The organism is Streptosporangium sp. NPDC000509 (assembly GCF_042898365.1).
Classification (GTDB): Bacteria; Actinomycetota; Actinomycetes; order Streptosporangiales; family Streptosporangiaceae; genus Streptosporangium.
The window spans coordinates 93,312-118,263 of sequence record NZ_JBIAYX010000017.1 but is presented as its reverse complement, the minus strand read 5'-3'; the positions used below and the strand labels follow the sequence as shown (position 1 = coordinate 118,263).

Sequence of the window (24,952 nt, the reverse complement as noted above, 5' to 3'; positions counted from 1 at the left end):
GGTCACCGGCGTTATCCTGATGACCCGGTGCTTCGACCCGTGAAGGATGCGACGTGCGACCACAGCAGCAGCCGGGCACCAAACGCGACCAGATCGTCGACGCCCTCCGTCAGCTGATCCTCTCGGGTGAGATCCGCCGCGGCGAGCGACTTCGTCAGGACGCACTGGCCGAGAGCTTCCAGACGAGCATCACGCCTGTGCGCGAAGCGTTCAGCATCCTGGAGTCCGACGGTCTGGTCGTCTCCGAGCCGCACCGCGGCGTCCGTGTCGCGGCGGTCGACCTCGCCAAGGTGGAGACCGTCTACATCCTGCGCCGCCTCGCCGAGACCTACGCGATGAGACGGGCGACCGTGCGAGTCTCGGCCCTCGATATCCGCACCGTCGAGACGCTCGCGGCCGACATCGAACAGGCGGGATCGGCGCACGACTCGGAGCGGGTCCGCAGGCTCAACCGCGAGTTCCACTTCTTCTTCTACGACCGCTGCGGCATCCCCGGGCTGGCCGACCACATCGCCTCGCTGTGGATATCGTTCCCCTGGGACGTGCTCCTGCGCTCACCGGAGCGTCTCCACGCGTCGGAACGCGAGCACCGGGAGATCGTCCGCGCCGTCCGATCGGCCGATCCGGACGCGGTGGCAGCGGCGGTCGAAAACCACCTTCGGCAAGGCTTCCTGGCCGTGACCGCGCATCTCGGCGGAGACGGCGCCACCGACCCTTTCGACGACGACCTCGCCTAGCCCGTCATGACGGTCGGGCGAGCACGCCGTCGAACGTCAGGTCGAGCAGTTGGCTGTACGCCTGCGCGAGGTCGAACGGCGCTTCCTCATCGGAGCCGGCGATCCAGTCGTACAGAATCCCGAAGTAGCCGCTGTACAGGATCGTCGCCACGCGCGCCGGGTCGGTCGCCGTCCGAAGCTCGCCGTGGGCGATCGCCCTGGCGATCATGCCTTGGAACACCTCGACCAAGAGATGCGGGTCGGCATCGAACGGCCCTCCCGACTCGCGCCAGCCCATCAGCATGCGGATCGCCAGCGGGCGCTGTAGCTGGTTGATCGTCACCAGGGCGTCGAAGTAGTGGCGAAGGACCTCTTCGAAGGAGCGCGTCGCCATCACCTCCTCCGACAGCTCTTCCTGCACGAACAGACGCCGCCGCCCTCCCCACTCCGAGATGAAGTCGCGCTTGCGCGGAAAGTGGTTGAAGGCGGTCTTCCGCGCGACATCAGCTCGTTCGGCGATCTCGTCGACGGAGGTGCCCGCGAAGCCGGACTCGAGGAACAGTGCGCAAGCGGAGTCATACAAGCGATCGTGCACGTCTTGCCATCGTCGCCTGCGGCGACTGATGGTCGGCTCGACATGCTCAACGCTCATCGGGTCTCCGTCTCGTCTCCGTCTCGTTCGCTCACGTGAACACGTAGCTACACTGCAGTATAACTTAATTGGCCCCCCCTGTAGGGCGGCATTCACTGTCTTGGCGCCGCACAATGGGCGCTTTGCGCAACATGTTCAGAAGCGGGGTGTCGACACGAGGGCGATGTCGTTGCAGGTGAGTCGGGGGCGGGCTGGGGTGGACCGGGGCGCCCTGTCGTGATTTCGAGGTTGAAGGGCGGATGTCGCGACGGGATACGGTTGCGGGTGTTCGCCATGCCGGAAATCCGTTGTCGCGTTGCCGTCCGCCACCACCGGCAAGCCCGTAGAAGTACCCACGGCCGGACGCTGCCGCACTCGTCGCTGGTCGGGGCAGGTGGCCGCTCGCCGTCAAGCGGCGCGGCGCCGGGTTGGCCGACGCAGGGAAAGCGCTTACCGTTGACGGGTAGCCTGGCGTGGCAGGCTCCGCCGAGGAAAGGCTTTCGTGGTGATCCACTCAATCGACCCCAGGACCGGTGAGTCCTTCGGAGATCCCTTCCCCCTCACCTCGGACGACGAGGTGGACGCGAGCGTTGCGGCGGCTCTCGCGGCAGGGGTCGCCTGGCGTTCCGCGGACCGGGCGGCGACGTTGGAGGCGGTCGCGGCGGTGCTGGAGGCGAACGTCGAGGAGCTCTGGCGGGCCGCCGACGCGGAGACCGCGCTCGGGGAGACCAGGCTGCGCGGGGAGGTGGCGCGGGCCGCCGGTCAGTTCCGGCTCTTCGCCCAGGTGCTGCGGGACGGCGGGCACGTGGAGGCGGTGATCGACCACGCGACGGCCCAGCCGCCGGTCCCCGACCTGCGGCGGATGAACCACCCGCTGCCCGGCGTGGCCGGGGTCTTCGCGGCGAGCAACTTCCCCTTCGCCTTCTCGGTCGCGGGCGGTGACACGGCCTCCGCGCTGGCCGCCGGATGCCCGGTGGTGGTCAAGGCCCACGACGGGCATCCCGGCACCTCGGAGCTGTCCTGGCAGATCATCCGGGGTGCCCTGCCCGACCCGGCGCTGCTCGGTCTGGTCCGTGGGCTCGACGCGGGGAAGCGGCTCGCCCGGCACCCGTCCGTGGCGGCCGTCGGGTTCACCGGCTCCATTCCCGGTGGCAAGGCGATCCAGGCGCTCATCGCCGAGCGGCCCGACCCCATCCCGTTCTACGGCGAGCTGGGCAGCGTCAACCCCGTCGTCGTGCTGCCCTCGGCCGCCCGCGACGGCCTCGCCCAGGGGTTCGCCGCCTCGCTCACCCTCGGCACCGGGCAGTTCTGCACCAACCCCGGGCTGGTGTTCGTCCCCGACGACGCCGACCTCCTCGCGTCCATCTCCAAGGCGGTCTCCGAGACCGCGGGCGGGCCGATGCTCACCGAGCGGATGCAAGGTGGTTTCCAGCACGGGCTGGCCAGGCTCGCCAGGCTCACCCCGCTCGCCGAGGGGAGGCCGGGTGAGGGGGCGTTCGCGGTGACCCCGCAGGTCTTCGTCACCGACCTGGCGACGTTCGCCGCCGACCTGCCGGAACTCGTGGAGGAGTGTTTCGGTCCGGCCGCCCTCGTGGTCGTCTACGCCGACGCCGCCGACCTGCCTGCCGTACTGGAGCGGCTGGACGGCTCGCTCACCGCCACGGTCCACGCGACCGACCCCGCCGAGGCGCGCGAGAGCGCCGAGGTGCTGATCAGGAAGGCGGGACGGCTGATCTGGAACGGCTGGCCGACCGGGGTGGCGGTCCGCTGGGCGATGCACCACGGCGGTCCCTGGCCCGCGAGCACGGCCGCTGCCCACACCTCGGTCGGCGCCGCCGCGATCCGCAGGTGGCTCGTGCCCACCGCCTACCAGGACTGGCCCGCCGAGCTCCTGCCGCCGGAACTGCGCGACGACAACCCCCTCGGCATCCCCCGCCGGGTCGACGGGGCCCTCGTGGAGGGGCACGCCTGACACCTCCCGCCGGTCCCTGGACCCGCCGGAGAGGCGCCTTGTTGCGGCGTGCCCCCCACCGGCCTCGCCGATGCCTCTTCGGCGTGCCGGCTCTACCGGCCCGAGGGAGAACCCGAGGACCGGACGGCTCGTGAACGACGGGCCGTCCGGGTCCGCGGTGCCGGGCCGACGTGTTCTCAGCCGATCTCGCCGACCCCCGCGTGCCGGGAGACCGAACGCTCCACCGACGCGGCCGGGTCGATCCCGGTGTGCAGGGCCGGGGTCCAGCCCGCGTCGGGGCCGAGGTCGGGGTCGTGGGCGGCGTTGTAGACGGAGACGAGGTCGACGGGGGAGACCTTGCCCCCGACACGGAGCAGGTTTCCCCTCGCGGTGAGGGCGGTGCCGCCCCAGTCGTAGAGGAGACTCGACGGGGCGACCGCCCGGCTCAGCCGGAAGAGGTTGTTCTCGGCGAAGATCTGTGACTGCACGCCCACGCCGAGGGCGTACTCGAAGGTCGAGGCGTCGGGGATCTCGTAGTAGTTGTTGTAGACGTGCACCTGGCCGAAGCGCACGCGCGGGAGCCGCTGGAGCACGTTCTCGAAGTGGTTGTGGTGGAGGGTGACGTTCAGCTTGCCCGTGTCGTTCGCCGGGTTGTTGGTGGAGCCGATCAGCATCGTCTTGTCGTGGCCGGAGAACCGGTTCCAGGAGGCCGTGACGAAGTCGGAGGCGTGGGTGATGTCGAGCTGCCCGTCGTGCACCTGGTAGGGCCTGCCGAAACGCAGCGGCTGTCCCGAGTCCGGATTGTCGCCGTCGGTGAAGGTGTTGTGGTCCACCCACACGTGCGTCGAGCCGGTCACCGAGATGTTGTCGTACAGGGAGTTCCAGTTGCCCTCGGCGCCGTCGGTCGGGGTCCACCGGGGGAAGCAGTCGGCGGTGTCCTCGAAGAGGATGTTGCGGATGATGACGTTGTCGACCTTGTCGACGTGCAGGTTGACGCCGCGGATCCGCGCGTTCTTGCCGAGGCCGACGATGGTGGTGTTCGAGCCGACCTTGAGCCTGATGTTCGCGCTCTGCCTGGCGGCCGAGGCGACCCGCGCGTCCTCCAGCGGGCCCGAGGGGTCGCTCTCCCTGCCCCACACCGCCGGGTCGTACGCGGCGAGATAGCCCTCCAGGGTGTAGCCGCCGGTCGCGTAGTCGGCGCAGGTCCTGTCGGTGTCGATCGTCCCCTTCACGTAGATGATCTTCGGTGAGGGGGCGGCGAGCGCGGTGGCCAGCTCGGTGCGGGTGGAGACGGTGTGCACGTTCGACGCGGGCGCCGCGGCTCCACCGGTGGTGCCGGAGCCCTCGGCGGCCCAGCCGTCGTTCGCGGGCAGGGTCCGGCGGCCCAGGTCCGGCCTGCGCCCGGCGGCCTTCGACTCCGACTCCGACTCCGACTCCGACGAGGTCGTGGTCGTGGTCTCGGGGGCGCCGGTACTCAAGGAGGTGGCGGACGCGGCAGGGGCGGAGAGGACCGCCAGGGACAGCAGGGCGGTGAGCGCGACGGCTCGTTTCATGGTCTTCCTTCACGAGGTCAGGTGGGAGGGACGCTGCGGGGCAGGGCGGCGAGGCGCGTACGGCCCCGGGGTTTTTCCGGATACCGGAGCGGGCGCGCCCAGGTCAGGGGTGGGTGCGCCCGCTCCAGGGCATGCGCGGGTCCGGGTGAGGGCGGGTGCGCCCTCGGGGACGACGCCCGCTTCCGGGCAAGGCCGCCTTGCGGCGCGGCCGAAGACGGGCACGCCCGATCCAGGGTTCTCGGGGTTCCGGTCAGGGGTGGGCACGTCCGCTCCAGGGCACCCGCAGTTCCGAGTAGAGCGCGAGCCGTTCCGCGCTCGCCGCCGTCACCTCGGCGATCCTGGGCAGCACCCGGCGCTCGTCGCCGACCTCCTGGAACACGTCCGGTATGGCGAGCGGTTGCGGCGCGAGCCGTACCGCCTCCAGGACGCGCATGAAACCCGCGGTCCTCTCCAGCGGTACGAGCAGTTCGGCGCCGTCGCGGAGGTGGGCGACGAGGTTCTCCAGCAGGTCGGTCCTGGGGTGGACGACCGAGGTCCCCGCGAACTCGACCCGGTCCTCGGTGTAGGTCAGCCGGATCCGCCCCCTCTCGCCGTGCACGATGAGGTACGGCTCGTGCCGCCGGTCCGCGCACAGCGAGGCCGCGACCGTCACCGTCGTCCCGTCGTCCATCCGCATCCGCGCGCACGAGGTGTCGTCCGCCTCGATCGCGTTGGCCCGGTAGAGCTCGACCTCGACGTTCTCCACCGCCGCGCCGGAGACGGCGAGCGCGGTCGCGGTGGCGTGCGCGAGCGGGTTGGTGAGAACGCCGTCGCCCGTGGGAACGCCGCCGGCCTCGCGCCTGCCCGCCCACGGCACCCGGTCGTAGTAGGAGTAGGGACGCTCCCACGCGCCCGCCGCGCCGATCCCGGTGACCCGGCCGATCGTCCCCTCGGCGACCATCCGCCGGATCGCGGGGATCGCCTCGGAGCCCAGGCTCTGGAATCCCACCTGGCAGGCGAGCCCGGTCTCCTCTGCCACCGCGACGATCCGCAGGTAGTCGGCGTACGTGGCGGCGGGCGGCTTCTCCAGCAGCACGTGCGACCCGGCGCGCAGCGCCTTCTCCGCCAGCTCGGCGTGGGTGTGGATGGGGGTGCACAGGATCGTCACCTCGGCGCCGGTACGCCCGATCAGCTCGACCAGGTCGTCGGAGAACTCCGCACTCTCGGGCAGGCCGTCGACCGGCCGCACGTCGCACACCCCGGCGAGCCTCACCAGCCCGGTCTCGGCCAGCCGCCGCACGTTCGACAGATGCCACCAGCCGTGCCCGTGCGCTCCGGCGAGCACCACGCGAACCGGTTCCATCACGCCATCTCCCATCGCGGTCCCGGGCCCCGGCATCCTGCAACCGGTTGCAAGAAACATTGATGACATCCGTGATTAACGTCAAGGGCCCAATTTGGTAAGGCGCTTCCCATCTGCGGATTTTTCGAGATTTCCGATCGCCAGGGCGACGCGAGCCCTCACATATCGTTTGGCAGACCGCTCGATCCCGGCGTTGACAGTCGCGCAACCGCTTGCACTAATGTGCTTCAAGGCCCCATGGTGGGCCAGGGCGAAGGAGCACGGTGGCAGCGACGATCAGGGATGTGGCACGGGCGTCGGGAGTGCACGTCTCGACGGTGTCCCGCACCTTCTCCGCGCCACACCTGGTGAACGCCGAGACCCGCAACCGCGTGCTCGCCGTCGCCGAGGAGCTCGGCTACCGGCCCAACCGTGCCGCCCGGGCGCTCACCACCGGCAGGACCCACAACATCGGCCTCATCGTCGCCGACATCTCCAACCCGTTCTTCCCGCCTCTGATCAAGTCCGCCCAGGCGCAGGCCAGAGCCCGCGACTACCACGTGTTCGTGGCCGACACCGACGAGGACCCGCTGGTCGAGGAGGAGCTGATCCAGACGCTCGCCAAGCAGGTCGACGGGGTCCTGCTCTGCAGTCCCAGGTTGTCCAACCGGGTCATAGAGCGCCTCCGCGCCGACGTGCCGTTCGTGGTCGTGAACCGCAGGGTGAGAGGCATGCCGACGATCCTGATGGACGTCGGCCAGGGTGCCCGCCTCGCGATCGAGCACCTGATGCGGCTCGGCCACCGCAGGATCGCCCTGCTCCTGGGGCCGGCCGGCTCGTGGACCAGCGGTGAGATGCGCGCCGCCGCGACCGCGACGGACGGCGTCGAGCTGGTGATCCTCGGCCCGAACGCGCCCACCGAGCAGGGCGGCCTCGCCGTCGCCGCCGAGGTGATCTCCGCCGGGGTGACGGGCGTGCTCGCCTACAACGACCTGGTGGCGATCGGCCTCATCGAGGGCCTGTACGAACGCGGCGTACGCGTCCCGGACGAGGTCAGCGTGGTCGGCGTCGACGACATCGTTCCCGGGCGGCTGAACCGCCCCAAACTGACCACCGTGGCCATGCCCACGGCCGCCGCCGGGCGGATGGCCGTGGACCTGCTGCTGCAGTCGTTCGACGCCGGCGCCACCCCCACCCTGGCCACCCTGGACACCAGCCTGGTCGTCCGTGAATCCACCGGAGAGGCACGCAAATGAGCTTCGGAACCACCCCGTCGGGCGAGCGAGTCGAGCGGCACGTGCTGTCGAACGGGCCGATGCGCGCCGCGATCCTCAGCTACGGGGCGATCCTGCAGTCGCTGGAGGTCTCCGGCGTCAACGTGGTCCTCGGCTACGACAACCTCGACGACTACCTGACGCGCAGCCGCTACTTCGGCGCGGTGGTCGGCCGGTACGGCAACCGCATCGCGGGCGGACGCTTCACCCTCGACGGCCGCGACCACGAGCTGCCGATCAACAACGGTCCCAACAGCCTGCACGGCGGGCCGCACGGCTTCGACACCCGGGTCTGGCGGATCACCCACGCCTCGGACACCGCCGTGACCCTGGAGTACGTGAGCCCGGACGGTGAGGAGGGCTACCCCGGCACGCTCACCGTCGCGGTCACCTACACGCTGACCGCCGACGCGATCCGGATGGACTATCGCGCGGCCACCGACGCGCCGACCGTGCTGAACCTCACCAACCACTCCTACTTCAACCTCGCCGGGGGCGGCGACGTCCTCAAGCACGTGGTCCGTATCGACGCCGACCACTACCTGCCGGTCGACGCCACGCAGATCCCGACCGGGGAGATCGCCCCGGTCGCCGGGACCCCGTTCGACTTCACCTCGCCGCGCGAGATCGGCGAGCGGATCGCCGACCCGCTGCTCGGGGACGGCTACGACCACTGCTACGTCCTGCGCGGTGGCATGGAGGTCCGCGAACCCGCGGGCGGGCTCACGATGGAGGTCACCACCACCGAGCCGGGCGTGCAGTTCTACACGGGCAACTTCCTGGACGGCGTCGCCACCGCGTACGCGAAGCACGCGGGCCTGTGCCTGGAGACCCAGCACTTCCCCGACTCGCCCAACCAGCCCGGCTTCCCCTCGGTGGTCCTGCGTCCCGGCGAGCGGTTCGAGTCCACCACCACCTACCGCTTCACCTGACGGGCGCCGGGACCTCCGGAAGAATTTCCGGGGGTCCGGGACTCATGTCCCGCCAGGCTCCTCGGCGGGCCGGAAAGGGAGGGCGGAGGAGGCCGAGGCGGGGTCTGCCCCGCTCAGGCCTTGGCCGCGGCGCTCTCGCCGCTGAAGGCCGCGACGGCTCCCAGGCCGAGATAGACGAAGCCGCTGGTGACGTCCAGGCGGCGGCGGGCACGGGCCGAGCGGCGCAGGCGGCCCGCCAGGGCCGAGGAGAGCAGGGCGAAGGCGCCGTCGCTCGCGATGCCGAGCACCGTCCAGATCAGGCCGAGCAGCACGATCTGCGGGGCGATCGGTCCGGCCTGCGGGTCGACGAACTGCGGCAGGAAGGCGAGGAAGAAGATCGCGGTCTTCGGGTTGAGCACGTTGACCACGAAGCCCTCCCAGAACATCCGGGACCTCGTCGCCGTCTTCGGTTCGAAGGAGTCCTCCCCGTTCGAGCGGGTCATGAGCTTGCGCACGCCCAGCCAGACGAGATAGGCGGCGCCGAGATACTTGACGATCATGAATCCGGTCGACGAGGCCGCGAGCAGGGCACTGACGCCCAGGGCGGCGGCGGCCACGTGGACCAGCGAGCCGAGGTGGATGCCGAGCACCGATATCAGTCCGGCGGACCGGCCCTGGGCGACACTGCGGGTCACGATGTAGAGGACCGCGGGCCCCGGTACGAGCAGCAGGGCGAGGGTCGCGGCGGCGAAGAGCGCGAGTGTGGACAAATCCGGCATAGCCGGATCGTAGAGGGCGTCGACTCCCCGGCGCCTCGCATTTTCACCGCCGGTCTGCTCCGCGCGGACCCCGCCCGGAGCAGACCGTTGTTCAGTTCCGCGCGGACCCCGCCCGGAGCAGATAGCCCAGCAGGACGGCCGTACCGGCCAGAGCCTGGGCGGCGAGGAACCCCGTGAGGGAGGAGGGTTGGAGACCCAGGGCGAGCGTCAGCGGCAGGCACCCGAGCACCGCGAGATCCACGCCGGTCAAACCCCAGATGAGCGGGCCTGTCGGTATCGCCCCTCCTCCCGTCTCGATGACCGGCATGGAGTGGTCGATCGGGTTCCGGCGGGCCATCCGCAACCCTCCGGCGGCCAGCGCGGGGGCCGCGAGCGGTCCGAAGAGCCACCACGGGCCCGTCCCGAGCGCGCCCGTCAGGGACATGAAGGCGAGGGCGACGGTCAGCCAGCCGCCGCCCAGCAGCGCCGGCAACAGCGATCTGGCGGTCAGAGCCGCGCGGGCGCCGATCCCGAGGAGCCGGGCCAGAGCCGGATTGTCGCCGTCGCGGCGCGCGCCCGAGATGCCCGCCGTCGCGGCGGTCAGCGCCCCGGCGAACACGACTCCCGTCACGACCGTGCCGACCTCACCGGCCGCGAGCGCCGCCAGCGCGGGGAGCGCCGTCCCCCCGAGCAGGGCGGCCAGACGGCCCGGGCGCCGCCCCAGGCGACGCCAGTCCTGCCAGGCCAGGGCGAGCGGTGCGGGCAGCGGCGGCCAGGGGCGCGAGCGCAGGGTGCGCCCCCGCCAGTGGTTGTCCTCGGCGATCCAGGTCAGGGCCGACGGGTCCATGCCGACGGCGGCGGTGCCCACGTGGCCCGCCCGGGTGGAGGCGGAGAGCACGGTCCGCGCCGGAATCCCGGCCAGGGCCGACCACGCACGCCACCCGAGCAGGGCGGCCGACACGGCGGCGAGGGCGGCCACCACCGCGCCGTGCGACGCGGGCACGTTCGCGATCTCGGCCACGAAACGCCGCGTCGGGCCGCTCGCCGCGGACAGCGCCGTCACCGCGGCCAGCAGGGCGGTCACCACGACGACCGCGTTCAGCCACGGCTGCCAGCTCTGCGACGACTGGGCGAGTACGGTCAGCGCCACGCCGCCCACACTCGCCGAGACCCCCAGGATCACCGCTGTGGCCAGCCGCAGCGCGAGCAGGTCCGGCGCGCCGAGGACGGCGAGCGCACCCACCCCGAGCGCGACCCCGGCCAGGACGGACCCCACCAGGAGAATCGTCGCCGTCCGGCCCAGCACGCCACGGCGGTGCAGCGGGGACAACAGCAGCCAGGCGGCGTCGGCGGCCGGCAGCGCGACGGGACCGATCGCGCGGGCGGCGAGGAGAAGGCCGGCGTAGGCGAGCATGACCAGGGCGAGGCCGGCTCCGGCTCGCCACGGGTCCACCTGCCGGGAGAGCGAGGCGAGCGCGGAGGAGAACGGCTGGGCCAGCACCACGAGCAGCATCGCGAGGCCGAACAGCCGCACGTAGCGGTCCAGCCAGCTCATGGGGGCGCCGCGGCGCGCTCCGACGAAGGCGCGGACGCTCCGGACCGTGTTCATGTCGTGGTCCGCGTTCACGATCGGCTCGTCGCCTGTCCGGCCTGCAGCACGACCTGGCGGGCCCGGGTGTTCTCGGCGAGCCGGTGGTCGTGGGTCGCCATGACCACCGTGCCGCCGGCGCCCGCGTAGCCCGTGAGGATCGTGGCCAGGTGTTCGCGGAACGCCTCGTCGAGCCCGCGCTCCGGCTCGTCCAGGAGGAGCAGCCTGCTCGGCCTGAGCAGGGCGGCCGCGAGTGAGAGCCGCTGCCGCTGGCCGGTGGAGAGGGCCTGCGGCGACGCGTCGGCCCGCTCCCGGAGGTCGAACGACTCCAGCGCCGCCTCGACCTCCAGCCGGGCCGGAGCGTGGACGGCGTACGTCAGCTCCAGGTGCTCGCGTACCGTCAGGCCCGGATACCAGGCCGGTTCGTCCCCGACCAGGGCGACGTCACGCCAGAAGCCGGCGTCGTCCCTCGGAGGGCCGCCCAGGACGCGCAACGCGCCGGAGGGCGTGGGGTGCAGCCCCGCCAGGCAGCGCAGCAGCGTCGATTTTCCCGCGCCGTTCGCGCCGATCACGGCGATGACCTCGCCGGGGGCCGCCGTCAGGCCGATGTCGCGGAGCACGGGGTTGCCGCCGAGTTCCACGCTGAGACCGCTCACCGTGATGATCGCTGTGGACACCGTTCGAGCGTAGCCACTGCCGGCCCCGCGCGGGCCATGACGATCACCGCGACCCGTGGCGGCCTGCCCGCGCGTTCGGCCGGGGATCGATCACGGGCGTGTCAGGGGCAGGTCACCGAGGTCAGGGCGCTGAGCAGTGCTGTGGTGGCCGGGGGGTCGGGGGGCTCGCCGTAGGTGGCGGCGTAGACGTGGCGGGTCGAGCCGGGAAGCTCGGTCGTGGTGACCTTCGGATGCCGGTGGGCGTGCAGGGCGAGCCCCGGCAGGGCGCTCACCCCCACCCCGGCGGCGACGAGGGCCTGGACGGCGACGACGTCGTCGGTGGTGAAGGCGATCTCCGGCTCGAAGCCCGCCCTGGCGCACAGTTCCAGCAGGTGACTGCGGCACCGGTCGCAGCCGCCGATCCACCGGGAGTCGCGGTACGAGATCAGCTCGCCGACCGGACCGGAGGTGATGAGGTAGCTGGGATCGTCCAGCAGGGGGAGCAGCCGGATCCCGTCGGCCTCGGGGGCGGTGTCGTCGTAGCGAAAGATGACCGCCACGTCCACGTATCCGGCCTTGAGCATGCGCAGCGCGTCGGGAGGCTCGGTCTCGGTCAGCCGCAGCTCCAGGCCGGGGTGTGTCCCGGCGAGGGCGGCGGCGGCCTCGGGCACGAAGGTTCCCAGGGCGGAGGGGAAGGCCGCCAGCCTGACCCGTCCGGCGCGCAGGCCCACGTGCGCCGACAGCTCGGCGGACGCGGAGTCGAGACGACCGATGATCTCGATGGCCCGTTCGGCGAGCAGGCGGCCCGCCTCGGTCAGCCGGATGCCCCGGCCGGCCCGCTGGATCAGCTTGGCCCCGGTCTCGGCCTCGAGCTTCGCGAGATGGTGACTCACCGACGGCTGGGAGTAGTGCAGCTCCCTCGCCGCCGCGGTCACCGAGCCGTGCCGGGACACCGCAGCGAGGACGCGAAGTCGCACGATATCGAGCATGTATCAACTTTATCTATGAATAGCGAGAAAAATGGGCATTAGACGTTATGGATCCCCCGGAGCATCCTTGAGGCATGACAACCTTGACGCTCACCCGCCCGGGCCTGGCCGAGCTGGTCGCGGGGGTCCGGGAACTCGCCGACCCGTCCGCCGACCCTCGGACGACGGCCTTCGCCGTGGCGGCGCTGCTGCGTGAACGGCTGCCGTCCCCCGAGATCCTCACCGAGGAGGAGCGCCTCGGCGACCCCGACCACTACGTCGGCCACACCCTGCACACCGAGGACGCCTTCTCGGTCGTGGCCGTGGTCTGGCGGCCGGGCCAGAAGACCGTGATCCACGACCACGTCGCGTGGTGCGTGTTCGGTGTGCTGCAGGGCGTGGAGTACGAGACCCTCTACCGCGACCACGGCGACCACCTCACCGAGATCGGCAGGACCGCCAACCGGACCGGCGAGGTGAGCGGTTTCGCCCCGCCCGGTGACATCCACCGCGTCCACAACACGGGCGACGAGACGGCGATCTCGCTTCACATCTACGGGGCCGACCTCGGCGCCGCTCCCACCAGCGTCCGCCGCGTCTACGACCTGCCCGTCCGCTGAACGAATCCCGCCCCGTCCTGTCAGCGAGCGGGCGACGGAGCCGGCCGAATCCGGGCGCTCCGCTCTCGGTGAGCGGGTGAGCGGGTGAGCGGGTCCGCGTGAATCCCGGTGGCCCCCTCCTGATGAGCGGGTGACGGACCCGGCGCAGAGACCGTTGCTCGCCTACTTCTCGACCTCGGGCTTCCCGTCCGGATGCAGGCTCTTCCTGATGGCGTCCAGGCGGGCGGCGCCCTCGGCGTCGATGGCGGCGCGCTCGACCTCGATCATGCGGGCCTCGACGGACCCCGAGGTCAGCTCGGCCTCACCCAGGGCACGGGCGTAGCGCTTCTCGATCTTGTCGCGGACCTCGTCCATGGTGGGGGTGTCGCCGGCCGGGGTGAGGCCCGACAGATCGGCCATCGCCCTGTTGAGCTCCTCCTGCACCTTGGCCTGGTCGAGCTGGGAGAGCAGGCGCATCCGCTCGGCGATCTTCTTCTGCAGGGCCATCGCGTTGGTCTCGACCGCGGCCCGTGCCTGGGCCGAGGCTCCCGCTGCCCGTTCGTGCGCCAGCCGCGACTCCTGCTGCGCGCCCTCGGCCGCCACCAGGCGCGAGGCGAAGGCGCGGGCCGAGTCCTCGTACGACAGGGCCTTGCTCTCGTCGCCCGCGGCCCGGCTCTGCTCGGCGAGCAGGAGGGCCTGGCGGGCGTTGGCCTGGAGCCGCTCGGTCTCCTCCACCGAACGGGCGAGCCTCATCTCCAGCTCACGCTCGTTTCCGATCACCGCCGCGGCCTGCTGGCTCAGCCGCCGGTGCTGCTCCTTGGCCTCCGCGATGGCCTGCTCGATCTGGACCCGGGGGTCGGACAGCTCGTCCAGCCGCCCGGAGAGGGCGAAGACCAGGTAGCGCCAGGCCCTACGGATGACCTTGAACATGGGGGACTCCTTATCGATCCAGCGCGTCGCGCGTGATCTGTTCGGTTTCGTGGAGGCCCTGGCGGACTCCTTCGAGGGTGTCGGCGAGCTCGTCCAGCACCCGCAGTGGCTCCAGCGGCCCGTTCGCCGACACCGCGGACAGTTCCACCAGCCGGGCGAGGAGCCCTTCGATGCCGATCGCGCTCGACTCCATCCGGGCGAGCACCCGCTGCCGGGTCGCGGAGAGCCGCTCGACCACGGCCCGCTGGGAGTCCAGCGAGGCGAGGGCACGGTCGAGGTCCTCGGCCAGGCCGGGCCCCGCCTCCTGCCGGGCCCGCGCCAGCCTGGCCCGCTCGTGCCCGAGCATCTCCAGGTCGAACCTGGCCAGCGCGGTGCCGGTGAGCGAGGCCTGCTCGGCCAGCCGCTCCAGCGTGGCCGTCGAGTCGTCCACCTGGGGACGCATCAGCGCGACCCTTTCGGCGAGCGGGCCGCGCTCCATCGAGGCGCTCAGCTCGCCGAACCCGTGCGCGGCGGATCCGGCCCGGGTGAGCCAGTACTCCTCCTGGCTGCCGGGGGTGACGGCGGGCCGGTCGCGGTCCCCGCGCTCCGACAAGGCCGAGATCCCGGCCTTGGTCAGCCAGACGACGACACCGACGAACCCCGCGGCGATCGGGTGCACGCTGACGGCCCACGCGGCGCCGCCGGCGGTCGCGCCCAGCAACAGCCCCCACGGGTCCTTGAGTTCGTCGACGAAGCGTGCCATCAGAAGTTGGATACCACCGCGGTGAACACCTGATCGATACTTCCCGGCTCGCGAGAGTCGTACGCGGCGGCGGCGGTCGCCTCGGAGATCTGCTTCAGCACGTCGAGGTCGGCGTCCTGGCCGTAGGCGATGGTGAACATCCGCACCGTCTCCTGACCGGCCTCGGTACGCAGGTCGGGCAGCAGGTTCTCCAAAGAGAGGCTCTCGGGGTCCTCGTTCTTGCCGTCGGTCAGGAAGACCACCGCGTTGATCGCGTCACCGCCGCGCAGCTTGCGCACCCGCTCGTGGGCGGCGAGCGCGGTGTCGTACAGGCCCGTGCCGCCGTCGGGGGTGAGGCCCTCGAGCCTGGCGCGCAGCTTCTCGCGCTGGGCCTTGTCGACGGCGGAGAGCGGGGCCAGCTCCAGGTGGTCCTTGTCGCCGTCACGCTTGGTGGAGAACATCCACAGCCCGACCTTGTCGTGCGCGGCGAACTGGGGCAGCGAGTTGATCGCGGCCTGCTTGGCCAGGTCGAGCTTGCTCTTGCCGGTTCCGGGCACGGTGGCGCCCATCGAGCCGGAGACGTCGATGACGATGAGGACGTTCGCGGGCTTGCGCAGGTCGGCCCAGCCGGTGAGCACCTTGTCGAGCACGTTCGGCGCGGGCGGGCTGAGGGTCGTCCTCGGCTCGGCGGGCAGCAGCCCGTTCGCCTGGGTGATCAGCTTGCCCGGCTTGCCCTCGTGGGAGCGGAAGGCGAACTCGGCGAACCGGTCCTGCTGCTCGGGGGCATGCAGGTGGGCGAGGAAGTCGGCCGCCACCGCCCGCTTGGCGTCGTCGACCCACGGGGCGCTCAGCACCGCGTACGGGTTGTCGGAGTAGAGCGTGCCCTCCTTGGGATAGATCGCCGCGAGCGGCACCTTGGGCTTGGCGTGCTTGCCCAGCGTCGCGGGGTCACCGGTCGGGTTGCCCTGGTTGTAGTCCCAGACCGACTTCTCCTCCACCGCGACCGCGGAGATGTAGCTCAGTCCCGCACCCGCGTCGTCGGCCCGCTGCAGGTTGGACAGGAACGTCAGCGTCGTGTCGCCGTAGTGCACGATCGAACGTTCCACGTCCCGGACGAAGTCCCTGGTCCTGGCGTCGGCCACGTTCTTCTCCGACAGGTCGCCCGACAGGCCGGTCGCCGCGAAGTAGGCGCCGATCGTGGCGTTCAGGCCGCTGGTGGAGAAGTTGGGGTTGGTCTTGCCGAGCTTGAAACGCCCCCACTCGGGGTGGTCGTACTTCGCCCACGATCCGGCCGACACGGCGAGGACGTCGGACCAGCCGAGCTTCTTGTCCGGCCAGCCCAGCGCCTGGGCCATCGGCATGGGCATCGCGACGACCAGCGGCGTCTTGGCGATCGACGGGTTGTCGGCGGCGACGAGGGAGGCGGAGTCGTTTCCGGTGGCGCGCTGCTGGAGCAGGGTGATCCAGCCGCTGCTGGCGGGCGACCACACGTCGGGGCGGGGGCCGTCCTGGCGTTCGTCCCAGCCCCTGGCCAGCGCCTGCATCGCGCCGCCGCTCGCCTTGGTCTCGATGACGACGTCGGCGCAGCGCCCCTGCACGGTCTTGCCGTTGTAGTCGGAGGCGATCGTCCGAAGCAGCTCGGCCTTCTCCGACGAGGCGGTGACGGTGAGGGTGACGCCGTCGTCGCACGCCTTGGACTGCTCACCGGTCTTCGGCGCCCCCGACGTCCCTGACGCCCCTGACGCCCCCGACCTTCCGGGTTCGTTTCCGCCGACGAAGATCCGCAGGGCGACGATCAGAGCTCCGGCGAGAATGATCGCGACGATGAACGGCGCGAAGTTCCTACGCCGGCGCTGCGGTTGCTGGTACAACCCTGCCTCCTGGGGGGATGTCTGTACTTATCCGACGAACGAACCGCCCCGAGAGTTCTCCGCGACCGGAGTTCGTCGCGGGCGCGGCAGCGGGCAGGGGGAGGGAACGCTCCGCGACCGGAGACGCGAGCCCCGGAGAAACAGGGGTGCCCGTACGCCAAGGGCACTCCCGGTAAGCACCGGAAGTGCCCGATGGATGTCGGCCGCCGGACCGTCGCGGAGGCGTACAGCCTGTCAGATCGCGATGGAGGCGTACAGCCTTCAGACCGCCGCGGAGGCGTACTCCTGGAGGAAGAGCGCCTCGGCGGTGGCGGTGCGGCGCAGCTCCTCGATGTTCACCCGCTCGTTGGGGGCGTGGATCGCCGCGTCGTCGTCCTCGGCGCCGAAGAGCAGGATCGTGGCGGCGGGGAACTGCCTGACGAAGGTGGAGACGAGCGGGATCGAGCCACCGGCGCCGACGTCGCGCGGGGGGCGGCCGAAGGCGCGCTCCATGGCCCGGTTCAGCGCGGAGCGGGCCGCGCCACCGGTGTCGGCGAGGTAGCCGGAGCCCATGGTGTAGTCTCCGACCTCCACCTGGACACCCCAGGGGGCGACCTGCCGCAGGAAGTCGACGACGGCCTCGACGGTCGTCTTCGGGTCGCCGGCCGGGGGAACCCGCACGGTCACCCGGGCCCTCGCGACGGCCTGCACCGCGTTGATCGCACCGGAGACCGTCGGCACGTCCAGGCCGGTGACCGTGATCGCGTACGAGGCCCACAGGCGGTCGGCGAGCGAGCCGGAACCGACCGTGGAGACGCCGTCGAGCACGCCCGCGGTGACGCGGAACTCCTCCTCCGACGGGCCCGAGCCGAGGAAGCTGCCGCGAGGCAGGCCGGGCACGCGGATGTCGCCGTGGTCGTCGTGCAGGGCGGCGAGCATCCGGATCAGCGCGGCGAGGGCGTCGGGGGCGGCGCCGCCGAACGAGCCGCTGTGCAGCGACTCCTTGAGGGTGCGCACCTCGACGGTGAAGGCGCCGGTGCCGCGCAGCGAGGTCGTCACCGCGGGGTCGCCGACGCGGGGGTTGCCGGTGTCGGCGACCACGATCGCGTCGGCGCGGAACAGCTCGGGGTTCTGCTCGACGAAGGCCTCCAGGCGCTCGCCCGCGTACTCCTCCTGGCCCTCGACGATGACCTTGACGCCGACCGGGAACCGCCCCTGGAAGGCGCGGAGCGCCGCGACGTGGGAGATGACGCCCGACTTGTCGTCGGCCGCGCCACGGCCGTAGATCGCGCCGTCGATCTCCGTCGGCTCGAAGGGCGGGGTGCGCCAGAGCGCGAGGTCGCCGGTGGGCTGCACGTCGTAGTGCGCGTACAGGAGCACGGTCGGCGCACCGGGCGGGGCGGGGGCCTCGGCGTAGACGGCGGGGTAACTGCCCTCGACGGGGATCTGCCGGACGTGCGGCAGGCCGGTGCTGCGCAGCAGTTCCTCGGTCACGGCGGCGGCCGCGTGCACGGGCTCCTCGGGGTGGCCGGGAAAGGCCACCGAGGGGATGGAGACGAGCCGCTTGAGGTCGGCCACCGCCTGGGGCAGGCCGGTGGCGACGGCGTTCTCGATCTCGTCAGGAGTCACGACTTTCCCCCGCATCTCAATATCTGGTGCGTCCTATTGGATCACAGCCGTGAGTACGGCCGCTCTCGCGCACGATTCCAGCACATCAGGGTTCCGCCAAGTGGAACCGGAGTTTGGGTAATGATCGGCCCGCCATCTCATCTGATCGCGGATTTCGTCGTTGTTACATGACGGTTTTGCGGATTCCGAGGTTCTCGCACTTTAATGCCACGTTTTCACTTGGCAAGCGCTGTTCTGGCAGGCAGACTGTTGGAAGCCCAGCTCAACGAGGGAAGATCGCGATGACGCACCCTGAAAACACCGACGTGACCTCGCTCATGAAGGCCGCCCAGGACAACCTGTGGATGCACTTCACCCGGCACAGCTCGTACGAGGGTGCCGAGGTGCCGATGATCGTGCGGGGCGAGGGCTCCTACATCTACGACGTGCACGGCAAGCGCTACCTCGACGGACTCGCGGGGCTCTTCGTGGTCCAGGCGGGGCACGGCCGCAGCGAGCTGGCCGAGGCCGCCGCCAAGCAGGCCCAGGAGCTGGCGTTCTTCCCGCTGTGGTCGTACGCGCACCCCAAGGCCGTCGAGCTGGCCCAGCGGCTCGCCGCGGAGACCCCCGGCGACCTCAACCGGGTCTTCTTCACCACCGGCGGCGGCGAGGCCGTCGAGACCGCGTGGAAACTCGCCAAGCAGTACTTCAAGATCACCGGCAGGCCGCTCAAGCACAAGGTCATCAGCCGCCAGATCGCCTACCACGGCACCCCGCAGGGCGCCCTGTCGATCACCGGCATCCCGGCCTTCAAGCAGATGTTCGAGCCGCTGGTCCCGGGTTCCGTCAGGGTGCCCAACACCAACCACTACCGCGCCGACGAGATCACCGGCATGCCCGGCATGACGCCCGAGCAGTACGGCTACTGGGCCGCCGAGCGCGTCGCCCGCGCCATCGAGATGGAGGGCCCCGACACCGTGGCCGCCGTCTTCGTCGAGCCGGTGCAGAACGCGGGCGGCTGCTTCCCGCCGCCCCCCGGATACTTCCAGCGCCTGCGCGAGATCTGCGACGAGTACGACGTCCTGCTCGTCTCGGACGAGGTCATCTGCGCCTTCGGCCGCCTCGGCACCATGTTCGGCGGGCAGAAGTTCGACTACGTGCCCGACATCATCACCTGCGCCAAGGGCATGACCAGCGGCTACTCGCCGATCGGCGCCATGATCGCCTCCGACCGCCTCTTCGAGCCGTTCAAGAACGGCACCGAGATGTTCGCCCACGGCTACACCTTCGGCGGCCACCCGGTGTCCTCGGCCGTCGCGCTGGCCAACCTCGACCTGTTCGAGCGGGAGGACCTGCTCGGCCACGTCACCCGCAACGAACCGGTCTTCCGCTCCACCCTGGAGCGCCTGCGCGACCTGCCGATCGTCGGCGACGTGCGCGGCTCCGGTTACTTCTGGGGCATCGAGCTCGTCAAGGACAAGGCGACCAAGGAGACCTTCAACACCGAGGAGTCCGAGCGCCTCATCAGGGGCTTCCTCTCCGGCGCCCTCTACGAGGCGGGCCTGTACTGCCGCGCCGACGACCGGGGCGACCCCGTCATCCAGCTCGCCCCGCCGCTCATCTGCGGGCCGAAGGAGTTCGACGAGATCGAGTCCATCCTCCGCTCGGTGCTGACAGAGGCGTGGAGCCGCCTCTGAGCGCGCACGTCCGCGCCTTCCGGGCGCCGGATCCGCCGGAGTGACCCGCGCCGCACCCGCACAGACCTCGGCGCCACTCCGTTGAACCAAGGAAAGGAAATCCCATGAAGATCGGCGTGCCTGCCGAGGTCAAGAACCACGAGTACCGCGTCGCCGCGACCCCGGCGGGCGTGCACGAGCTTGTCCGCCACGGCCACGACGTCTACATCCAGCGTGACGCGGGCCTCGGCTCGCACCTCACCGACGAGGAGTACCTCTTCGCCGGCGCCAAGATCCTCGACACCGCGGACGAGGTGTGGGACCAGGCCGAGATGATCCTCAAGGTGAAGGAGCCCATCGCGGAGGAGTACCACCGCATGCGCCCCGGCCAGGTGCTCTTCACCTACCTGCACCTCGCGGCGGGCCGCGAGTGCACCGAGGCCCTCCTTGAGCGCGAGGTCACCGGCATCGCGTACGAGACCGTCCAGGTCGGCAACACCCTGCCGCTGCTCGCCCCGATGTCCGAGGTCGCGGGCCGGCTCGCCCCGCAGGTCGGCGCCTACAACCTCATGCGCTTCAACGGCGGGCGCGGCGTGCTGCCCGGCGGCGTGCCCGGTGTGGCGCCCGCCAAGGTCGTCGTCATCGGCGCGGGCGTCTCCGGGCTCAACGCCGCGCAGATCGCGGTCGGCATGGGCGCCGACGTCACCGTCCTCGACCTCAACGTCGATCGCCTGCGTTTCATCGACGCCATCTACCAGGGCCGTCTCAAGACCCTCGTCTCGACCTCGTACGCGATCGAGAAGGAGGTCCTGGAGGCCGATCTCGTCATCGGCGCGGTGCTGATCCCCGGGGCCAAGGCCCCGACCCTCGTCTCCAACGAACTGGTCTCCCGGATGAAGCCGGGCTCCGTGCTCGTCGACATCGCGATCGACCAGGGCGGCTGCTTCGAGGACTCCCGCCCGACCACGCACGCCGAGCCGACCTACCAGGTCCACAACTCGATCTTCTACTGCGTGGCCAACATGCCGGGGTCCGTCGCCAACACCTCCACCTACGCGCTGACCAACGCCACGCTGCCCTACGCGGTCAAGCTGGCCGGCCTGGGCTGGAAGGAAGCGCTCCAGCAGGACGCCTCCCTCGCGCCGGGTCTCAACACCCACGCGGGACGGCTCACCAACGAGCAGGTCGCCATCGCCCTCGAACTGCCGTACGTGCCGGTCTCCGAGGTCATCGCCGCCTGAGCCGGATCCCGCACGTCCCGCGCGGTCAGGGTGCGGGACGTGCGGGATCCACAGGTCCGGCCGGACCGGTTCGTGAGAGGCGGCCGGCGCCGGTCACGGTGATCGGCCGGAGCACGGAACGCGGCCGGTGCCGGTCACGGTGACAGAGCCGAGCGCAGGGCGCGGGCGGTGATCAGGACGTGCTCGATCTCCGCCGGGGTCGGCCAGGGGACGCCGCCGGGACGCAACAGCGCGGCCCGTACGGCGGCCAGGTGCTCGACCGCGCCCAACGGCAGCCCGCTCCGCTCGGCCAGCCACGCCGTGACGTCGGTGTGGTCGCGCAACGGCCGGGTGACGAGATCCCAGGTGCCGAGGATCTCGGTCAGGTCGGCGATCCTCAGGGGGGCGCCGCCCCGCCGGGCGACGGCGGCCGCGGCCAGCTCGGCGCGGGCGACGAGCTCCGGCTCGGCGGTCCGGCCCCACGGAGGAGAGGGCGGGTCGGACAGCCACCGCTCCGCCTCGCGGGAGAACCCCGCGGCCGACAGCAGCGCGGCCAGCTCGACCGCGGCCCGGTGGTGCCCGGCCTGTGCCGCCTGGCGGAACCAGTGCTGACCGCCCTGCAGGTCGCTGTGCTCGGCGATGAGCAGCAGGCCGAAATTGAAGGCGGCCTCCGGGTCGCCGCTCGCCGCGGCCCGGCTGAACCAGTGGCCGGCCCCCTGCGCGTCGCTCATCTCCACGCACACGAACCCGGCCGTTCGCTGGTCGTCGATCCTGCCGGTGCAGGCCGCCCGCTCGAACCAGGCACGCGCGGTACGCAGGTCACCGAGGGAGAGCGCGATCCCGCCGAGCTGGGACGCGGCACCGGGGTGCTCGTGCCTGGCGGCCAGCCGGAAGAACGCCTCCGCCCCCTCGGGATCGAGATTGGCCTGCAGGAACAGCCCGAGATGGTAGGCCGCGTCGGCATGACCGTTCCTGGCGGCCGATTCCCACCAGCGCAGCGCCTCGTCCTCCTCCCCGGCGGCGTAGGCGAGGAAGCCGAGATCGTGGGCCGAGGCGAGGTCACCGTCCATCGCGGCCCTGCGATGCCACTCCACGGCGGCCTTCACCTCGCCGCCGTCCTCGCAGAGCAGCGCGAGCCGCCTGGCCGCCGCCCGGGAGCCCGCCCCGGCCGCCGTCTCGAACCACCGCCGGGCGGCGGGGACGTCGCCGTGCTGGTCCAGCAGGAGGGTCGCCAGGTTCACCGCCGCCTCGACGTCTCCGGCGTTCGCCGCCAGCTCGTACCACCTCGCGGCCTCCGCGGGGGTGCCGTGTTTCTCGTGCCAGATGCCCAGGTTGTAGGCGCTGTCGAGGTTTCCCGCGGCCGCCGCGCGCTCCCACCAGTGCCGCGCCGCCGAACGGTCACCGCACTGGGCGAAGTGGCGGCCGAGCAGGTGGGCGGCCTGTACGTCGCCGCCGTGCGCGGCGAGCAGCAACTCCGTCTCGCCGTCCATGTCGTTCTCGTGCTCGGTGCCGCGGGGGGTGGGTATCAGCCCCGCGGTCGTCTCCGGGTCGTCAGGCCACCCCATGATCACACTCCTCGCCGACGGCGCCCAACCGACAGATCACAGGGTGACACGTAAGCGCTCCGTGACGGAGGGTAATCGCGGACTTTCGCTCGACACCCCGCCTCCCGGTCCGCTCCGGTGCTCGGACGAGGCGTACGAATCCCGCCCGCACGCCTGTCGAGTCATCGGGGTGCCACGTCCGGTGAGTGTGGACGAACGCCTCCCGGCCGAGGTCGGCAGATCCTGTTGAAGACACCACGGTCGGTCGGACGACGAGCCAGACCTCACCGGGAGGCGTTCACCTCCATCCTCACGGTCAGACGAAACGGATGAACCCCACGTACATCCCCATCGAGCAGACGTAACGCAGCGAGCCCGCGTCCCGAGCGCCCAGCCGTACGGTGGCGGGAAGTGTCACGTCGCGGCCGTCGATCGTGAGCGTCCGGGTGCAGCCGGGGGCGCCCACCAGGTGGAAGACGAGCTCCGTGGGGAATCCCGCGCGGGCGGTCACCACACCCGGCCGGTAGCCCTGGTCGGTGGCCCAGATGTCGATCCGCTGGACGCCGCCGGAGTGTACGGCCGCCCGCGCCTGATCGCCCGTCGTCCCCGCCGGGCCGTCGGGGATGCCGCCCGCCGGGCCGTCCGCCGCTCCCGCCTCGTCCGTCGCCCCCGCCATCGGGTTCCGCGCGGTTCCCGCCGGCGTCTCCGCCGCCATCGCCGGGCCGCCGGATCCGGGGAGCCACCCTCCGAGGCTCAGTCCCGAGGAGATCGTCCACAGGCCCGTCGCGAGTGCGGCGACCCCGGCCAGCGCCGCCAGCCTGGTGGTCGCGGCCCGCCGCAGGACCAGCCCGAGAAGCGCGAACGCGGGCGTCGTCCCCACCACGAACCCCGCCATCACCGCGCCCCCGCCCAGCGCCGACCCGCTGGAGACCGCCACCGTCTCGATGCCGAGCGTCACCCCGCACGGCAGCAGGATCGTCGCGGCACCGAGCGCGAGCGCCCTGGGAGCGGGGACGGTGAGTCCCGCGAGTCCCGTGATCCCGGACATGCCGCCGCGACGGGACGTACGTCCGCCCGATGCGACGCCCGGGTGGCATCCGGTTCGCGGCCCGCGCCCGAACATGCGGATTCCGAAGCCCGCGACCGCGATCCCGGCCGCGACGAGCAACGCGGCCCTGACCTGAGGGCCGAGCAGCACGGCGGACCCGGCCAGTCCGAGCAGCGCCCCGGCCACCACGTGGGAACCGAGGCGCCCGGCGAGGAAGAGCGCGACGACCACGGGACCCGAAGGCCCCGCCCCGGCACCGCCGTCCTTGCCGTCTCCGCCGGTCTCACCGTGCTCGTCGGCTCCGTCGGTCCTGCCGGGTTCGTCGGTCCCGTCGCATTCGCGGGTCTCGCGGGTCTCGCGGTGCCGGCGGGAGCGGGCAGGAAGGTCACGAGAGGTGAGACCGGTGAGCAGGCCACCCTGCACGACCGTGCACGAGGCCGTACCCGCGACCAGTCCCGCGGCGAGCCCGGCGGCGAACAGCGCGGCCGGCCCCGCGCTCAGCGGACATCCCCGGTAACCATCCCGATCCCCACTGACCCAACGTAATCTCAGCGGAGGATGACCGATAGTGACATTTCCTTACCGAGCGCTCACGCTGTCCTTACCGGACTTCCACATTCCTCGCGGTATCCCCCGGTGGCCCTTGACGGGCAGTGCCCGCATTCGCCCGGCCGATCGGGGCCACGGAGCCTACCGTCCGTGGTGCACGGCCCCGATCGTCACGGTGTGGTCTGGGTGTTCGCGAAGATCGAGGTGTCGAGGGTGAAGTCGACCGGCTCGGGCAGGTGCAGGCGCGAACCCATCTCGACCCGGGTGGAGGTCCGGTACTCGTCCTCCTTGGGGTCGCTCAGGACGGTCACGGTGGCGGGGGAGACCACGGGGTCGATCAGAAGCATCACGGGGACACCGCCCGAGGCGTAGATGGCGGGCTTGCGGTCGCGGTCGTCGAAGGTGCTGCCCGGGGACACGATCTCGGCGACCATGAGGAGGCCGGAGGAGAGCAACTCGCGGGCGCCCCAGCGCGGGCAGTCTTCGGGCGCCAGCACGAAGTCGGGAACGATCGGGTCACGCGGTCCGTCTATGCAGACGTCCACGTTGCCGCTGAAGCCATCCCACTCTTTCTCCTCAAGGAGGGGAAGAAGGGCGCGATACAGGCGCATCGCGATCCTGGCGTGCTCAGGGGTGCCCATCGGGCTCACTACCAGTCTCCCATCGATGATTTCGGTCCGCAGCCCTGGAAGCTGCGGAAGCGCGTCGAAGAGTTCGCGCGCCGTTCCTGGCAAGGGCTGGGACGAGGTCTCGGGGGAGGGGCACAGCTTGGCGTGGCTTCGTCGCGAGGTCATGGCCATGACGATATGTCCCTTCGTGTTCTTCTGAACACGGTGAGTATCGCAAGTGGTGTGGGGCGACGCGAGCCTTTACCGGAATG

21 protein-coding genes are annotated in these 24,952 nt (G+C 71.3%); 7 read left to right on the top strand and 14 right to left on the bottom strand.

Annotated elements, in window-relative coordinates:
* Positions 1-53 precede the first annotated feature (53 nt).
* The gene (locus tag ACFY3D_RS29255; RefSeq protein ID WP_389985109.1) at positions 54-737 is read left to right on the top strand and encodes a GntR family transcriptional regulator; all 684 of its coding nucleotides are present in this window, start codon (positions 54-56) and stop codon (positions 735-737) included.
* A 4-nt stretch (positions 738-741) separates the two neighbouring features.
* On the opposite strand, the gene ACFY3D_RS29250 is transcribed toward ACFY3D_RS29255, so the two are convergent.
* Entirely contained in the window at positions 742-1,368 is a 627-nt protein-coding gene (locus ACFY3D_RS29250) for a TetR/AcrR family transcriptional regulator (RefSeq protein ID WP_389985106.1), read from the bottom strand.
* A gap of 481 nt (positions 1,369-1,849) precedes the next feature.
* Here ACFY3D_RS29250 and ACFY3D_RS29245 point away from each other — a divergent pair, with 481 nt between their 5' ends.
* Positions 1,850-3,319 (top strand): aldehyde dehydrogenase (NADP(+)), encoded by a 1,470-nt coding sequence (locus ACFY3D_RS29245; RefSeq protein WP_389985103.1) that lies wholly within the window; start codon positions 1,850-1,852, stop codon positions 3,317-3,319.
* Between the two features lie 176 nt (positions 3,320-3,495).
* Here the strand turns inward: ACFY3D_RS29245 and ACFY3D_RS29240 are convergent, their stop codons facing one another.
* Positions 3,496-4,851 carry a polysaccharide lyase family 1 protein gene (locus ACFY3D_RS29240; protein WP_389985100.1) on the bottom strand — a complete coding sequence of 452 codons (1,356 nt, stop codon included), beginning with the start codon at positions 4,849-4,851 and terminating at the stop codon, positions 3,496-3,498.
* 250 nt (positions 4,852-5,101) lie between these two features.
* Positions 5,102-6,193, bottom strand: a complete 1,092-nt coding sequence (locus ACFY3D_RS29235; RefSeq protein WP_389985097.1) for a Gfo/Idh/MocA family protein — start codon at positions 6,191-6,193, stop codon at positions 5,102-5,104.
* Between the two features lie 263 nt (positions 6,194-6,456).
* On the opposite strand from ACFY3D_RS29235, the gene ACFY3D_RS29230 reads away from it, so the two are divergent.
* On the top strand, positions 6,457-7,428 hold the full coding sequence (locus ACFY3D_RS29230; protein ID WP_350946563.1) for a LacI family DNA-binding transcriptional regulator: 972 nt from the start codon (positions 6,457-6,459) through the stop codon (positions 7,426-7,428).
* The gene (locus ACFY3D_RS29225; protein WP_389985094.1) at positions 7,425-8,378 is read left to right on the top strand and encodes an aldose epimerase family protein; all 954 of its coding nucleotides are present in this window, start codon (positions 7,425-7,427) and stop codon (positions 8,376-8,378) included. The genes ACFY3D_RS29230 and ACFY3D_RS29225 overlap by 4 nt, the downstream gene beginning before the upstream one ends.
* A 113-nt stretch (positions 8,379-8,491) precedes the next feature.
* Here ACFY3D_RS29225 and ACFY3D_RS29220 read toward each other — a convergent pair whose 3' ends face one another.
* The 4 genes from ACFY3D_RS29220 to ACFY3D_RS29205 all read right to left on the bottom strand — a co-directional run bounded on the left by ACFY3D_RS29220 (position 8,492) and on the right by ACFY3D_RS29205 (position 12,348).
* Entirely contained in the window at positions 8,492-9,136 is a 645-nt protein-coding gene (locus ACFY3D_RS29220; protein WP_362905164.1) for a LysE family translocator, read from the bottom strand.
* A gap of 91 nt (positions 9,137-9,227) precedes the next feature.
* Entirely contained in the window at positions 9,228-10,742 is a 1,515-nt protein-coding gene (locus ACFY3D_RS29215) for a DUF6297 family protein (protein ID WP_389985091.1), read from the bottom strand.
* Positions 10,739-11,380 carry a heme ABC exporter ATP-binding protein CcmA gene (gene ccmA / locus ACFY3D_RS29210; protein ID WP_389985088.1) on the bottom strand — a complete coding sequence of 214 codons (642 nt, stop codon included), beginning with the start codon at positions 11,378-11,380 and terminating at the stop codon, positions 10,739-10,741. Before ccmA ends, ACFY3D_RS29215 begins: the two co-directional genes overlap by 4 nt.
* A 101-nt stretch (positions 11,381-11,481) precedes the next feature.
* Complete coding sequence (locus ACFY3D_RS29205) at positions 11,482-12,348, bottom strand: LysR family transcriptional regulator (RefSeq protein ID WP_389985085.1); 867 nt, start codon at positions 12,346-12,348, stop codon at positions 11,482-11,484.
* 74 nt (positions 12,349-12,422) lie between these two features.
* Here ACFY3D_RS29205 and ACFY3D_RS29200 point away from each other — a divergent pair, with 74 nt between their 5' ends.
* On the top strand, positions 12,423-12,947 hold the full coding sequence (locus tag ACFY3D_RS29200) for a cysteine dioxygenase (protein WP_389985082.1): 525 nt from the start codon (positions 12,423-12,425) through the stop codon (positions 12,945-12,947).
* Between the two features lie 162 nt (positions 12,948-13,109).
* On the opposite strand, the gene ACFY3D_RS29195 is transcribed toward ACFY3D_RS29200, so the two are convergent.
* From ACFY3D_RS29195 to ACFY3D_RS29180, 4 genes are all read right to left on the bottom strand, one after another.
* The gene (locus tag ACFY3D_RS29195) at positions 13,110-13,856 is read right to left on the bottom strand and encodes a PspA/IM30 family protein (RefSeq protein WP_350946571.1); all 747 of its coding nucleotides are present in this window, start codon (positions 13,854-13,856) and stop codon (positions 13,110-13,112) included.
* 10 nt (positions 13,857-13,866) lie between these two features.
* Positions 13,867-14,598 carry a hypothetical protein gene (locus ACFY3D_RS29190; RefSeq protein WP_350946572.1) on the bottom strand — a complete coding sequence of 244 codons (732 nt, stop codon included), beginning with the start codon at positions 14,596-14,598 and terminating at the stop codon, positions 13,867-13,869.
* Positions 14,598-16,448, bottom strand: coding sequence for a substrate-binding and VWA domain-containing protein (locus ACFY3D_RS29185; protein WP_389985078.1), 1,851 nt, complete (start codon positions 16,446-16,448; stop codon positions 14,598-14,600). Before ACFY3D_RS29185 ends, ACFY3D_RS29190 begins: the two co-directional genes overlap by 1 nt.
* 261 nt (positions 16,449-16,709) lie before the next feature.
* Positions 16,710-18,056, bottom strand: a complete 1,347-nt coding sequence (locus tag ACFY3D_RS29180; RefSeq protein WP_350946574.1) for a M20/M25/M40 family metallo-hydrolase — start codon at positions 18,054-18,056, stop codon at positions 16,710-16,712.
* A 281-nt stretch (positions 18,057-18,337) separates the two neighbouring features.
* Here ACFY3D_RS29180 and ACFY3D_RS29175 point away from each other — a divergent pair, with 281 nt between their 5' ends.
* Together ACFY3D_RS29175 and ald are read left to right on the top strand one after the other, a co-directional pair.
* Positions 18,338-19,732 carry an aspartate aminotransferase family protein gene (locus ACFY3D_RS29175; protein WP_350946575.1) on the top strand — a complete coding sequence of 465 codons (1,395 nt, stop codon included), beginning with the start codon at positions 18,338-18,340 and terminating at the stop codon, positions 19,730-19,732.
* Positions 19,733-19,836: 104 nt separating this feature from the next.
* Positions 19,837-20,952 (top strand): alanine dehydrogenase, encoded by a 1,116-nt coding sequence (gene ald / locus ACFY3D_RS29170; protein ID WP_350946576.1) that lies wholly within the window; start codon positions 19,837-19,839, stop codon positions 20,950-20,952.
* A 134-nt stretch (positions 20,953-21,086) separates the two neighbouring features.
* Here the strand turns inward: ald and ACFY3D_RS29165 are convergent, their stop codons facing one another.
* The 3 genes from ACFY3D_RS29165 to ACFY3D_RS29155 form a co-directional block, all read right to left on the bottom strand.
* Positions 21,087-22,496 carry a tetratricopeptide repeat protein gene (locus ACFY3D_RS29165; RefSeq protein WP_389985073.1) on the bottom strand — a complete coding sequence of 470 codons (1,410 nt, stop codon included), beginning with the start codon at positions 22,494-22,496 and terminating at the stop codon, positions 21,087-21,089.
* 295 nt (positions 22,497-22,791) lie between these two features.
* Positions 22,792-23,946 carry a sulfite exporter TauE/SafE family protein gene (locus tag ACFY3D_RS29160; RefSeq protein ID WP_389985070.1) on the bottom strand — a complete coding sequence of 385 codons (1,155 nt, stop codon included), beginning with the start codon at positions 23,944-23,946 and terminating at the stop codon, positions 22,792-22,794.
* A gap of 296 nt (positions 23,947-24,242) precedes the next feature.
* A complete protein-coding gene (locus ACFY3D_RS29155; RefSeq protein WP_389985067.1) occupies positions 24,243-24,866 on the bottom strand; it encodes a Uma2 family endonuclease in 624 nt (207 codons plus the stop codon).
* Positions 24,867-24,952 lie beyond the last annotated feature (86 nt).